Below are 13,072 nucleotides of genomic sequence, written 5' to 3' on the forward strand. Positions count from 1 at the left end.
TGGTTCGTAACAAATTGCGTCTAAGACTTTGCCATCCCCCACCACGCGAGTTCCGCCCATGTCCTCAGTAGAAGACGCCTTGATGCAGCGCATCCGCCGTGAACTGCTTGATCACAGTGATGAAGAGCTGGAACTGGAATTGTCCGAAGACGGGCATGACCTGAACGCGCTGTTCGACGAGCACGTCGGTGAAAGCAGCGAAAAAGCAGCGCGCAGGATTTATTTCAGCGAACTGTTCCGCCTGCAGGGCGAACTGGTGAAATTGCAAAGCTGGGTGGTGAAGACCGGCCACAAAGTGGTGATTCTGTTCGAAGGGCGTGATGCCGCCGGCAAAGGTGGCGTGATCAAGCGCATCACCCAGCGCCTGAACCCCAGGGTCTGCCGGGTTGCCGCCTTGCCTGCGCCGAATGACCGCGAACAGACCCAGTGGTACTTCCAGCGTTACGTCTCGCACCTGCCGGCGGCCGGCGAAATCGTGCTGTTCGACCGCAGCTGGTACAACCGCGCGGGCGTCGAGCAAGTCATGGGGTTTTGCAACGACGACCAATACGAAGAGTTCTTCCGCAGCGTGCCGGAGTTCGAGCGCATGCTCGCCCGCTCCGGTATCCAACTGATCAAGTACTGGTTTTCGATCTCCGACCAGGAACAGCACCTGCGCTTTCTCAGCCGCATTCACGACCCGCTCAAGCAGTGGAAACTCAGCCCGATGGACTTGGAGTCGCGTCGGCGCTGGGAGGCCTATACCAAGGCCAAGGAAGTCATGCTTGAGCGCACTCACATCGCCGAAGCCCCGTGGTGGGTGGTGCAGGCCGATGACAAGAAGAAAGCGCGGCTCAACTGCATCAACCACCTGCTTGGCCAGATGCCGTATGAAGAAGTCGAGCTACCGGTGATCGAACTGCCGCAGCGCGTGCGGCAGGAAGATTATTCGCGCAGCCCGACGCCACCGGAACTCATCGTGCCGCAACTTTACTAGCTTAGCTGCTCACACAAGAACGGCACACTGGCAAGCCTGGAGGTGGGGTGAAATGCCAGCACCCGCGTTGCAACCATCAGGTAAGCGATTTCCTCGGACGACATGAACGCCATGCCTCCGAGGATTTCGAACGCACGCGTGCTGATGCGATTGATCGCCTCCTGCACGGCAAACCGGGTGGCCTGCGCACGCGCCAGGTCAGCGCGCAGAAAGCGATTCTGATCGATCGACACCGCCAGGCCGCTTACCGCCATGGTGGCGCCCTGCAGATCAATCAGCAGCATCGCGCGATCATCCTGCGAGCCTTTGTTGGACGACAATGCACGTGATGCCAGCGCAGACGCCATGCCCAGGTAGGACGCCGAGGCCAGCAACTGGAACCAGATGGCAAACAGGTGCTCACCAGTCCCCTGTTGAACATTGTCCAACTGGCTATCGACGGCGTTGCTGAAGTACATCATCGACTCAGGCACCAGCAGATTATTGAAGATCACTTCGTGGCTGTCCGCCGCCTGCAAATGCGGCACCGACCAGAATTGTTTCCGCTGGATGTTCGGGTCGCCTGCTAGCCCCAGGCCGATACCGATATGGGTCTTGCCTTGAGGGTCGACGTAGTTGACGCCAAACGTGATCGCGTCGAAATGGTGCGTCATCGTGCACGGCTTTTTGCTGCCGCTTACCACGTAGCCCGCCGCTGTCTTTTCAACGGACAAGGTGGATTCCAGGATATTGGCGTGCGCCCGCCCCTCGGCAAATCCCGAGGCGACCAGCAGGTTGTCGCGTGCAACCACGCTTAACAGCCCTTGAATGTCGGGGAAAAACTGACTCGCCGCCATCATGCCGGCAACGGTATGGTGATGCATGGTCATCATCACCGCCAAAGAAGGGCAATGCGCGCCGACCCACGTATGCACCTGCGCCAGGTTCACCGCGCTGACACCTCCGCCGCCCAATGCGTGGGCAATGGATAGCCCGGGAGCACCCAACGTTCGAAACAACGTCGCCAGTTGTTTGGACCCTCCCCGTTCAAGTTCAATAAGTGAGGCAGCCTCAAGAACAGTCAATAACTCGGGAATACAGATTAACGCGACAGCTCTTTCTTCTTTCAACACCATATTCATTAAACCCTTAAACTATCAACCGAACCTCAAAACGACTGTTGAGACTTCAAGTAATGCCGTGCATAACGACTGTCCAACTTCGACAGCGGCAATAAGATAAAAAAGTCCGCAACGTTAAATTCCTTATCCCACGCAGGCACACCACATACCCAGCCACCGCTGCGTAAATAACCTTTGAGCAACGGTGGCATGCGCGGTATATACCCAGGCTCGAATGCCTCAATAGGAAAGGGTATGTGGGGGAGTACCCGATAGTCGGCAGGCGCCAGATTTTCCGAGGTGAAGCTGCGGTACAACGCCGCCGCATTGTGGCCTCCACTGGACAGGCTCACACTCGCGCACCCCATCAAATGGTCACAGCCCTCGCGCTCCATATACCTCGCCAGGCCTGACCACAGCATCATGATCACGCTGCCACTGCGGTACTCGGGGTGGACACACGCATGCATGGCTTCAACGGTTCTGGGGCGTAAAGACTCTAATCCAGTGAGATCGAATTCTCTCTCCGAGTAATAGTGCCCCATGCGTTGTGCCGCTGTCGGGCCCATCAGGCGATAGGCGCCCACCACAGCCGAAGTCCGGGTGTCGCGAACCAGCAGGTGGTCGCAATAGTCATCGAACTCATCAGTATTTAATGCCTCGGGGTCAGCCAGTGTGGACAGTTTAAACGTGTCGGTGAACACACGATGACGCAGGCGTTGCACTTCACGTACTTCATCTTGTGTCGTGGCGAGACTGACCACTAACTGTGCACGTTGCACGGGCGCAGTTGAATGTTCATCACGGGGTACCGGCTGAGATCGCATTTCTGTTCCTTTGAGTCACCGCGCTATTAATCAGCACGTAGTGAGCGAGACACTACATGCAGTTTTATATAGGCAGCGTAAGGAAACTCTGAAAGCGTTCGCGAACTTTTAACGCCCTTCCCTAATAATTAAAATCACTTGTTCACACGGTTGTGGCGAGCGGGCTTGCCCGCGTTGGGCTGCGTAGCAGCCCTAAAACCAGACGCCGCGAATTATCTGAATAGGCGGGGTGGCAGCGCGGGGCAAGCCCGCTCACTACACGATGCGGTAACGCTAGAGGGGTGAACTACTGACCACCCGCAGCGCCAACCCCTCATATGCGTCCAGGGTAATGGTGAACGCCCCCTCCGCCGTCAGGTCTCCCTCCACGCGCTCATTGATGATATCCACCACCATCCCGGCAGCAATATCAGGCAAATGCAGGGTTTCGGTGATCGGCATGGCGCCGAAGTTCAGCGCAGTAATTTGTATGCCCTTGCCGGCCGGCAATTCGTGGACCATCACCAGCAGCCCCGGGTTTTCGACTTCCGGCACCTGGATCTGGCGACTGGCCGCGATATCGTAGGCACGGCGTACCGCGAGGATTTTCTGCAGTTGCGAAGCGAAGGATTCGGGGTCCTGCAACTGGCTGTTCAAGCTGCCGTAAAGGCTCTTCGAACGTGGCATATGGCCGGCAGACAGTTCTGCCTCAGGGTTCAAATCCACCAGGTCATACGCGCCGCGATGAATCCAGCGCGTATCGCCATCGCGCATCAGATGCTCGACTTCTTCGGCCGCCAACGGCAGCGCGCCGACCAGGTCCCAGCCGGACAAGGCAAACACCCCAGGCTGCATCGCGTTGTACATCACCAGCAGCAGATGGATCTGGCGGATTTGCTGGATGTCCGCCTGGGTAATCGCGTCGAGGTCACGAATCCCCAGCGCCGCCGTAATGATGCTGGCGGTGGTGCACGACACGCCATTGGTCACGAACTTGAGGTTATACGGCGCATGCTCGCCGGCCAAACGTTCGTACATCTGCTCGCGAATGTGCTCGCGCAGGATGTTACCGGGGAAGGTCTGGCCCTGATAAAGGAAGGTGTCATGGGCATGCAACGTCCAGAAATGCACCAGTTCCAGGGTCAGTTCATCGTGGTTCTGCAACGCGTGGATCAGCGAGCCGGGGTCTATGCCCTGGCGGTGCATTTCGCGCAGCATCAGGCGCAGGAACTCGGCGTCGCCCATCAACAGCGCATGCTGGTACGCCGGGCGGGTAATGAAGTCATAGGACAGGTCGGCACCGCCATGGGACATGGACGCAATGTCGTCCACGGTGAGGTTCAGCTCCTGGAAGCTGAAACCGCCCGCCTTGCGGATCGCGCCGCCCAACAACTGGTTGCCGGTGATCGACAGCGGATGGCTCTCGGACCAGGCCGTGCCATCCAGCTTGCGCTCCACACCGAGGAACCCGTTGGCATCCAGGCGCAAGATCTTTGCGCCCATTACGTCGATGGCATGCAGCGCATCGCCAATGATCATCTGCTGCGCGGCAAAGGTTGGGTCCAGCCAATTCAGCGACGGCTGGCCTTCCTTGAAGTAATGCAGGTACACCCAGCGACGCGGCTTGCCATCCACGCCCAGCACGACGTTGGTTGCGCTCCAGTCGGTTTCCTTGACGCCGGGTTCGAAGAAAATCACCCGCTGCAACTGGCCGACGATGTAGTGTTTGTCACGCAACGCATCGACCTGCACGGGGCTGAGGTTCTGCGCATCGCGCCCCGCGACCACGTCGGGCAGCAACGACCAGTCTTCTTCGCGAATTTCCACCATGTGGTAAAGGCCGGGATAGTCCTCGTACGCCATCTCGGCCAGGCGAAAGTCCGCGCCCTTGCCGGTGTGGGACGGTATCACGTCGTCGATGATCACCGCATTGTGCGCCGCCGCCATGCGCGTCAACGCCTGTAACTGCGCTTCGGTGCCCAATTCAGGGTCGATCTCGAAGCTGATGCGGTCGAAATTGCCGTCGATGGTCGGCGTGTGCTCGGTTCCGCTCAGGCCGCCGGACTTTTTCAGTGGGCCGTTGTGGATGCCTTGAATGCCGATTTTCGACAGGGCGTGCCACAGCGCCTCATCCCCCAGCGCTTCCAATACCGTGCCACCTTCACGGGTCACGATCGACGCCGGGTAGGCGGTGAACCACACCGACGACAAGGCCGTCGCATCACGGGGCCGGGTCTGTGCGTAAGGCTGTTGCCACAACCGGCCCTGCCCCGAATAGAGCTTGGCCCGCTGGCGTGCTGCATGCAGCATCGATTGCTCCACCAGCCAGTTCACATGGTTGTTTTCAGCCGCCGTCATAAGCCTGATACCTGTCGTCGTGAAGCATTACTCGTGAACATATGAGGGTTGTGTGGGCCATTCGTTGCATCGGGATGGTGCTGGCGATGGACTGTAGTGAGCGGGCTTGCCCCGCGCTGGGTGGCGAAGCCGCCCCAGTAAAGACACCGCCGAGTTCCAGATAAAACCAAGTCGCATGGTTTGGGGCGGCTTCGCCACCCAGCGCGGGGCAAGCCCGCTCACTACAAGTTATCCACCGGTCTGCCTGTTAAGCCAAGGCGTACCCATCGCAGGCAAGCCAGCTCCCACAGAAAAGCACCGTCTAGATACTTAGCGGGTTTCTCGATACTGCCTCGGCGTAAACCCCGTCGATGCCTTGAACTGCCGCGTAAACGCGCTGTGGTCGGTATAGCCGCACTGCAACGCAACCTCGGTAATCGGCATGTCGGTATGCAGCAACCGATGCGCGTGCTCCAGGCGCACTTTCTGGATCATTTGCCGAGGTGTCAGGTGGAACACGCGTTTGCAGTAACGCTCCAGCTGCGCCACTGAAATCCCGGCGATGCGCGTCAGCTCACCCAGGGTGACGCGGCGGTTGAAGTGCGCGCGGATGTGCGCGTCCACGGCGGCCAGGCGTTGGTAGGCCGGGTGGCTTTCGCTGGCGGTTTGCAGGTCCACGGAGATACCCGCCAGGCCCATGATCTCGCCCGCGTGGTTGTACAGCGGCCACTTGTGGGTCAAGCACCAGCCGGGTTCGCGGGTGCCGTACAGGTGCAATTCAAGCTGGTCTTCCAGCACAAAGCCTTGCTCGAGCACACGCCGGTCCTGTTCGGTGTAACCCGGTCCCAATTGCGCGGGGAAGACTTCAGCGCTGGTCTTGCCCAGCAGCGGTTGCAGGTGTTTGAGGCCGCAGCGTTGCACCAGGGTGCGGTTGGCGAGGACGTAACGGGCCTGGGTGTCCTTGATGAAAATCGCCGCATTGGGAATCACATCCAGCATCGGCAATAGTTGCATCACACCGGCCAATAAGTGCTCGATGGTGTGGGGGCGATTCGCCTCGCTCCCTTGGCAAAGGGTCGCAAACGCGCTCTGCATCATGACTGTCCCCCTCCCCCGAAAATTGCCTCGATGCGTAGCAGATTGCCCGATGCCCAGGGCGCTGTCGAGCGGTGCAAACTGTGCTGATTTCGTCATCGATGCCGGTAAAAAACATCAATCGCGCCGCCGTTCATGAGTTCACTGTAGGGCCACTGCATGCCTACCCAATAACTCACAAGAAGGCGACGCTATGTCAGGTCAAGGCAAGTTCAAGAAACAACTTTCATTGATGGACCTCACCTTTATCGGGCTGGGCGCCATCTTTGGTTCGGGCTGGTTATTCGCGGCCAGTCACGTGTCTGCAATCGCGGGCCCTGCGGGGATCATTTCCTGGCTTATCGGTGGTTTCGCCGTGCTGCTGCTGGGCATTGTGTACTGCGAACTGGGCGCTGCATTGCCCCGCGCCGGCGGCGTGGTGCGCTACCCGGTTTACTCCCACGGCCCGCTGCTGGGCTATTTGATGGGCTTTATCACGTTGATCGCGTTCTCGAGCCTGGTAGCCATCGAAGTGGTTGCCTCGCGTCAATACGCCGCGGCGTGGTTTCCCGAGCTGACCAAGGTCGGCTCAAGCGACCCGACCACCCTGGGCTGGCTGGTGCAATTCGCCCTGCTCTGCCTGTTCTTCGTGCTCAATTACCGCAGCGTAAAAACCTTTGCCATCGCCAATAACCTGGTGAGCGTGTTCAAGTTCATCGTGCCGTTGCTGGTGATTGGCGTGCTGTTCACCTTCTTCAAGCCGGCGAACTTCCAGGTCCAGGGTTTCGCACCGTTTGGCCTGTCGGGCATCGAGATGGCGGTGTCGGCCGGCGGGGTGATTTTTGCCTATCTGGGGCTTACGCCGATCATCTCGGTGGCCAGTGAAGTGAAGAACCCGCAACGTACGATCCCCATTGCGTTGATCCTCTCGGTGTTGCTCTCGACCGCTATCTACGTGCTGCTGCAAACCGCATTCCTCGGTGGCGTACCCACGGAAATGCTCGCCAACGGCTGGGCCGGGATCAGCAAGGAGCTGGCGCTGCCTTATCGGGATATCGCCCTGGCGCTGGGTGTGGGTTGGTTGGCGTACCTGGTGGTAGCCGATGCGGTGATCTCCCCCAGCGGCTGCGGCAACATCTACATGAACGCTACCCCACGGGTGGTGTATGGCTGGGCGCAGACCGGTACGTTCTTCAAGGTTTTCACGCGTATCGATGAGAAGTCCGGCATTCCGCGCCCGGCACTGTGGCTGACCTTTGGCTTGTCGGTGTTCTGGACCCTGCCGTTTCCGTCCTGGGAAGCGCTGATCAATGTGGTGTCCGCGGCGCTGATTCTCAGCTACGCGGTCGCCCCTGTCACCGTCGCCGCGCTGCGTCGCAATGCACCAGAGATGGCGCGCCCGTTCCGCGTCAAAGGCATGGCGGTGCTCGGCCCGCTGTCGTTCATCATCGCCGCGTTGATCGTGTACTGGTCCGGTTGGAGCACCGTTTCCTGGCTGCTCGGCCTGCAAATCCTGATGTTCGTGGTGTACCTGCTGTGTGCCCGCTGGGTGCCGACCGCGCACCTCAATCTCAAACAGCAAGTGCGCTCTTCAGCCTGGCTGATCGGCTTTTACGCGGTGACCATCCTGCTGTCCAAGCTCGGCAGTTTTGGCGGAATCGGTGTCATCAGCCATCCGTTTGACACTGCGGTAGTCGCGGTCTGCGCACTGGGCATTTACTACTGGGGGGCTGCCACCGGAGTACCAGCGCACCTGGTACGCCTGGAGACCGAAGACGATGAAAGCGAGACGGTGGACGAGCCCCACACCCACGCCCCGCTCACCCCGGCCACCCATTGATTGGAGCGTTTTATGAAACGATTGCATGTGATCGACTCCCACACCGGCGGCGAACCGACGCGCCTGGTCATGAGCGGCTTCCCTGCGCTGAACGGCGACACCATTGCCGAACAACGAGTGCACCTGCGCACCGAGCACGATCAATGGCGCCGCGCCTGCCTGCTGGAGCCGCGTGGCAATGACGTACTGGTCGGTGCGCTGTACTGCGAGCCCGTCACCCCTGGCGCGGTGTGTGGGGTGATCTTCTTCAATAACGCCGGTTACCTCGGCATGTGCGGCCACGGCACCATCGGCCTGGTCGCGTCCCTGCACCACTTGGGGCGCATCCAGCCCGGCGTACATACCATCGACACGCCGGTCGGCCCGGTTGCGGCAACCTTGCACGAGGACGCCAGCGTGACCCTGCGCAACGTGCCCGCCTACCGTTTTCGCCAACGGGTGCCGGTGGACGTGCCGGGCCATGGCGTGGTCTACGGCGATATCGCCTGGGGCGGCAACTGGTTTTTCCTGGTGTCGCAGCACGGCCAGACGTTGCAGATGGACAACGTCGACGCGCTGACCGATTACACCTGGGCAATGCTCAAGGCCCTTGAAGACCAGGGCATCCACGGTGAAGACGGCGCGCTGATCGACCATATCGAACTGTTCGCCGACGGCGACCTGGCCGACAGCCGCAACTTCGTGATGTGCCCCGGCAAAGCCTACGACCGCTCACCCTGCGGCACCGGCACCAGCGCCAAGCTGGCCTGCCTGGCCGCCGATGGAAAACTCGCGCCCGGTGAAACCTGGACACAAGCCAGCATCACCGGCAGCCAATTCGAAGCGCGCTACGAATGGGACGGCGAGCGTATCCGCCCCTTCATCACCGGCAGCGCCTACATGACCGCCGACAGCACCTTGCTGATCGACGAGCGCGACCCTTTTGCCTGGGGCATCTGAGCCCCGGCCGTATTCAACTGAACGACTCCAGGAGTTAGAACAATGAGCGACAACATCTTCACTGGCTGCATCCCCGCCCTGATGACCCCGTGCACCGCTGAGCGCAAACCGGACTTCGACGCACTGGTCGCAAAGGGCCGCGAGTTGATCGATATCGGCATGAGTGCCGTGGTGTATTGCGGCTCCATGGGCGACTGGCCGCTGCTCACCGAGGCCGAGCGCCAGGAAGGTGTGGCACGCCTGGTGGCGGCGGGCGTGCCGACTATCGTTGGCACCGGCGCAGTGAACAGCCGTGAGGCGGTAGCGCACGCGGCCCACGCTGCCAAAGTCGGCGCCCATGGCCTGATGGTGATCCCGCGCGTCCTGTCCCGAGGCGCCTCCGCCACCGCGCAAAAGGCGCACTTCTCGGCAATCCTCAAGGCTGCGCCCAACCTGCCGGCGGTGATCTACAACAGCCCGTACTACGGCTTTGCCACCCGCGCCGACCTGTTCTTCGAACTGCGCCGCGAACACCCGAACCTGATCGGCTTCAAGGAATTCGGTGGCGGTGCCGACCTGCGCTACGCAGCCGAACACATCACCTCCCAGGACGATAACGTCACGCTGATGGTTGGCGTCGACACCCAGGTGGTGCACGGCTTCGTCAACTGCAACGCCACCGGCGCCATCACCGGTATCGGCAATGCACTGCCTCGGGAAGTCCTGCAACTGGTGGCACTGAGCAAAAAAGCCGCCAAGGGCGATGCCAAGGCCCGCCGCCAGGCCCGTGAACTGGAAGCCGCGCTGGCAGTGTTGTCATCGTTCGATGAAGGCTGCGACCTGGTGCTGTATTACAAGCACTTGATGGTGCTCAACGGCGACAAGGGCTACGCCCTGCACTTCAACGAGACCGACGCCCTCAGCGACGCCCAGCGCCGTTACGCCGAGCATCAGTACGCGCTGTTCCGCCAGTGGTACGCCAACTGGTCGGCAGAACAGAACGTCGCCTGACCCCTTACGCGCCGCTGTGGTTCTCGCAGCGGCCAACCCCACCTTTTTTCCAGGACGATTCCATGACTCTGACGGGCAAGATGCTGATCGGTCAGCAACTCATTTGCGGCAATCGCGATGCGATCCGGGCGATCAATCCCGCCACCAACGCAGCCTTGGAGCCCGCCTACCTGGGCGGCGACGGCGAACATGTCGCGCAGTCGTGCGCATTGGCGTGGACGGCCTTTGATCTCTACCGCGAAACCTCACTGGAGGCCCGCGCGACCTTCCTTGAGTCCATCGCCACACACATCGAAGCCTTGGGCGATGAGTTGATCGAACGCGCCGTTGCCGAAACCGGCCTGCCCCGCGCGCGCATTGAAGGCGAACGCGGCCGCACCTGCGGGCAACTGCGCATCTTTGCCCGCACCGTGCGTGCCGGGGAATGGCTGGATGTGCGGGTAGATACGGCGCAGCCGCAGCGTCAGCCACTGCCACGGCCAGACCTGCGTCAGCGCCACATCGCGTTGGGCCCGGTGGCCGTGTTTGGCGCGAGTAACTTTCCGCTGGCGTTTTCCGTGGCCGGTGGCGACACCGCCTCTGCACTGGCCGCCGGTTGCCCGGTAGTCGTCAAGGCCCACGGTGCTCACCCGGGCACCAGTGAGCTGGTGGGCCGGGCAGTGGCGCAAGCGGTGAAAGCGTGTGGCTTGCCCGAGGGCGTGTTTTCGCTGCTGTACGGCTCGGGCCGTGAGGTCGGTATTGCGCTGGTTACCGACCCGCGCATCAAGGCCGTCGGCTTTACTGGCTCTCGCAGCGGTGGGCTTGCGCTGACGCAAGCAGCGCAGGCACGGCCCGAGCCGATTCCGGTGTATGCGGAAATGAGCTCGATCAACCCGGTGTACCTGTTCCCGGCGGCGTTGGCGGCTCGGAGTGAGGCACTGGCCCAAGGTTTTGTGACCTCCTTGACCCAGGGTGCCGGACAATTTTGTACCAACCCAGGACTGGTGATCGCGGTACAAGGGCCGGATCTGGATCGCTTCATCCGCAGGGCGGCTGATCTACTGCCGAACTGTGCAGCGCAGACCATGCTTACGCCCGGTATTTCCAGTGCCTACGCTTCAGGTGTGGGCGCCTTGACTGAACACGCCAAGGTTGTTGCGAAAGGTCCGGCGGCCACCGGTCCCAACCAAGGACAGGCGCATTTGTTCGTGACGCAGGCGAGCGATTTCTTGGCCAATGAACCGCTGCAAGCCGAAGTCTTCGGCGCGGCATCCTTGATCGTTGCATGCGCCAACCCCGAAGATGTGCGACAGGTTTCTGAACACCTGGAAGGCCAACTCACCGCCACCCTGCATTTGGACGAAAACGACCTGCCAAACGCCAAGGCCCTGCTGCCGGTGCTTGAACGCAAGGCCGGGCGCCTGTTGGTCAACGGCTGGCCAACCGGGGTCGAAGTGTGTGAGGCCATGGTCCACGGCGGCCCCTTCCCGGCCACCTCGGATTCGCGCAGCACGTCGGTGGGCACGGCAGCCATCCAGCGTTTCTTACGGCCGGTGTGCTATCAGGATTTCCCCGATGCGTTGTTGCCCGGCGCGCTCCAGCACGGCAACCCGTTATTGCTGCGGCGCTTGCTCGACGGCCAGAGAGAGGCGTAGGCCATGTCCGATCCCGATATCGTAGTGGTCGGCGCCGGCATTATCGGCGTCGCCTGTGCACTGCAACTGGCGCGTCAGGGCCGGCACGTGGTGGTGGTCGACCAGCAGGAACCCGGCATGGGTGCTTCCTATGGCAACGCCGGGCACCTGGCGACCGAACAGGTGTTTCCGATTGCCGACCTGTCGATCCTCAAACGCTTGCCCGGCATGCTGCTCGACCCCATGGGCCCGCTGCGCCTGGATTGGAAATACCTGCCGCGCGCCCTGCCCTGGTTCCTGCGCCTGTTATTGAACCTGCGCCCGGCCAGCTATCAGCGCACGGTCGCGGGTATCCGCGTGCTCAACGAGGGCAGCCTGGGCGCCTGGCAGCGCCTGCTGCATAGCATCGGGCGCCCGGAGTTGTTGCGTGAAGAGGGCTCGCTGCTGGTGTTTGAACGGGCGGACTCACGGGACGCCCTGGATGCCTTGCAACAGCGTATGCACGCGCAACAGGTGCCCGTCGCGTTCTGGTCCGGCGACGCGATACGCCAGGCTGCACCGCAATTGAGCGACAACATCCGAGGCGGGCTGTTTTTCCCCAGCACCGGGCACTTCCTGGACCCCTACCAAGTGGTGTGCGAGCTGGTCCAGGCAGCCAAGGCCAGTGGCGTGCAATTCCTGAAGTGCCAGGTGCTGGATGGACGTTTGGAAGAACACGGCGTCTCACTCACCACCGACCAAGGCCCGCTCGCAGCACGGCAGGTGCTGGTCGCCTGCGGTGCCCACTCAGCCAAACTCACCGCTGCACTGACCGGTAAAAAAGTCCCGCTGGACACGGAGCGCGGCTATCACCTCATGCTGCCCCACGAACAGCAGCGCCTGCCGTTTGCCGTCACCTCCTTGGAACGCAAATTCATCATGACGCCTATGGCCGACGGCCTGCGACTGGCCGGCACCGTGGAATTTGCCGGCCTCGACCGCCCGGCGAATATGGCGCGCGCCTGGCAGTTGCATCGGTTGAGCAAAGGGTTGTTCAGGCAGGACCTGAGTGCGGAAGGTGCAACGCCGTGGATGGGGTTCCGGCCGTCGTTGCCGGATTCGCTGCCGGTGATTGACCGGGTGTGCGACGGGAAAGTGCTGCTTGCGTTTGGGCATCAGCATTTGGGGTTGACGCAGGCGGCGGTGACGGCGGAGTTGGTTGGGGAGTTGGCGAGCGCGAATCGAGGAGCGGCAGCACCGGCACTGGAGGCTTATCGCCTGGACCGATTCTAAAAAATCAATTGCCGACAACAATTCATGGAGTGTAAGCAGTGCAAATGTGGGCTTGCTCGCGGATGCGGTGGGTCAGTGATTGACGCTGTGACTGATACACCGCATTCGCGAGCAAGCCCGCAGAC

The 13,072-nt window shown here is 61.2% G+C and carries 10 protein-coding genes; 6 read left to right on the top strand and 4 right to left on the bottom strand.

Features of this window, described 5'->3' with window-relative positions; all coding sequences use genetic code 11:
- The first annotated feature begins 58 nt into the window (after positions 1-58).
- The gene (gene ppk2, locus HU722_RS15770; RefSeq protein ID WP_049713215.1) at positions 59-976 is read left to right on the top strand and encodes a polyphosphate kinase 2; all 918 of its coding nucleotides are present in this window, start codon (positions 59-61) and stop codon (positions 974-976) included.
- On the opposite strand, the gene HU722_RS15775 is transcribed toward ppk2, so the two are convergent.
- From HU722_RS15775 to HU722_RS15790, 4 genes are all read right to left on the bottom strand, one after another.
- Positions 973-2,091: an acyl-CoA dehydrogenase family protein gene (locus HU722_RS15775; protein WP_139114570.1), complete on the bottom strand. Its 1,119-nt coding sequence runs from the start codon at positions 2,089-2,091 to the stop codon at positions 973-975. The two genes, ppk2 and HU722_RS15775, sit on opposite strands and share 4 nt — an antisense overlap.
- A 32-nt stretch (positions 2,092-2,123) precedes the next feature.
- On the bottom strand, positions 2,124-2,903 hold the full coding sequence (locus HU722_RS15780; protein ID WP_065890936.1) for a GNAT family N-acetyltransferase: 780 nt from the start codon (positions 2,901-2,903) through the stop codon (positions 2,124-2,126).
- Positions 2,904-3,176: 273 nt separating this feature from the next.
- Positions 3,177-5,240, bottom strand: a complete 2,064-nt coding sequence (gene treS / locus HU722_RS15785; RefSeq protein ID WP_065872988.1) for a maltose alpha-D-glucosyltransferase — start codon at positions 5,238-5,240, stop codon at positions 3,177-3,179.
- Between the two features lie 309 nt (positions 5,241-5,549).
- Positions 5,550-6,317: an AraC family transcriptional regulator gene (locus tag HU722_RS15790; protein WP_175405793.1), complete on the bottom strand. Its 768-nt coding sequence runs from the start codon at positions 6,315-6,317 to the stop codon at positions 5,550-5,552.
- Positions 6,318-6,507: 190 nt separating this feature from the next.
- Here HU722_RS15790 and HU722_RS15795 point away from each other — a divergent pair, with 190 nt between their 5' ends.
- The 5 genes from HU722_RS15795 (at position 6,508) to HU722_RS15815 (ending at position 12,947) form a co-directional block, all read left to right on the top strand.
- Positions 6,508-8,133: an APC family permease gene (locus HU722_RS15795; protein ID WP_065872986.1), complete on the top strand. Its 1,626-nt coding sequence runs from the start codon at positions 6,508-6,510 to the stop codon at positions 8,131-8,133.
- 12 nt (positions 8,134-8,145) lie between these two features.
- Entirely contained in the window at positions 8,146-9,072 is a 927-nt protein-coding gene (locus HU722_RS15800; protein ID WP_065890935.1) for a 4-hydroxyproline epimerase, read from the top strand.
- Between the two features lie 42 nt (positions 9,073-9,114).
- Positions 9,115-10,062, top strand: coding sequence for a dihydrodipicolinate synthase family protein (locus tag HU722_RS15805; RefSeq protein ID WP_065872984.1), 948 nt, complete (start codon positions 9,115-9,117; stop codon positions 10,060-10,062).
- A gap of 62 nt (positions 10,063-10,124) precedes the next feature.
- Positions 10,125-11,696: an aldehyde dehydrogenase (NADP(+)) gene (locus HU722_RS15810; protein ID WP_065880569.1), complete on the top strand. Its 1,572-nt coding sequence runs from the start codon at positions 10,125-10,127 to the stop codon at positions 11,694-11,696.
- A gap of 3 nt (positions 11,697-11,699) precedes the next feature.
- Positions 11,700-12,947 carry an NAD(P)/FAD-dependent oxidoreductase gene (locus HU722_RS15815; RefSeq protein ID WP_065890934.1) on the top strand — a complete coding sequence of 416 codons (1,248 nt, stop codon included), beginning with the start codon at positions 11,700-11,702 and terminating at the stop codon, positions 12,945-12,947.
- The last annotated feature ends 125 nt before the right edge of the window (positions 12,948-13,072 follow it).

It is taken from the genome of Pseudomonas tritici (genome assembly GCF_014268275.3).
Lineage (GTDB): Bacteria > Pseudomonadota > Gammaproteobacteria > Pseudomonadales > Pseudomonadaceae > Aquipseudomonas > Aquipseudomonas tritici.

Coding starts and splice junctions, on each gene's coding strand:
- ppk2 (WP_049713215.1), top strand. CDS start 59: ATGTCCTCAGTAGAAGACGCCTTGATGCAGCGCATCCGCCGTGAACTG.
- HU722_RS15775 (WP_139114570.1), bottom strand. CDS start 2,091: ATGGTGTTGAAAGAAGAAAGAGCTGTCGCGTTAATCTGTATTCCCGAG.
- HU722_RS15780 (WP_065890936.1), bottom strand. CDS start 2,903: ATGCGATCTCAGCCGGTACCCCGTGATGAACATTCAACTGCGCCCGTG.
- treS (WP_065872988.1), bottom strand. CDS start 5,240: ATGACGGCGGCTGAAAACAACCATGTGAACTGGCTGGTGGAGCAATCG.
- HU722_RS15790 (WP_175405793.1), bottom strand. CDS start 6,317: ATGATGCAGAGCGCGTTTGCGACCCTTTGCCAAGGGAGCGAGGCGAAT.
- HU722_RS15795 (WP_065872986.1), top strand. CDS start 6,508: ATGTCAGGTCAAGGCAAGTTCAAGAAACAACTTTCATTGATGGACCTC.
- HU722_RS15800 (WP_065890935.1), top strand. CDS start 8,146: ATGAAACGATTGCATGTGATCGACTCCCACACCGGCGGCGAACCGACG.
- HU722_RS15805 (WP_065872984.1), top strand. CDS start 9,115: ATGAGCGACAACATCTTCACTGGCTGCATCCCCGCCCTGATGACCCCG.
- HU722_RS15810 (WP_065880569.1), top strand. CDS start 10,125: ATGACTCTGACGGGCAAGATGCTGATCGGTCAGCAACTCATTTGCGGC.
- HU722_RS15815 (WP_065890934.1), top strand. CDS start 11,700: ATGTCCGATCCCGATATCGTAGTGGTCGGCGCCGGCATTATCGGCGTC.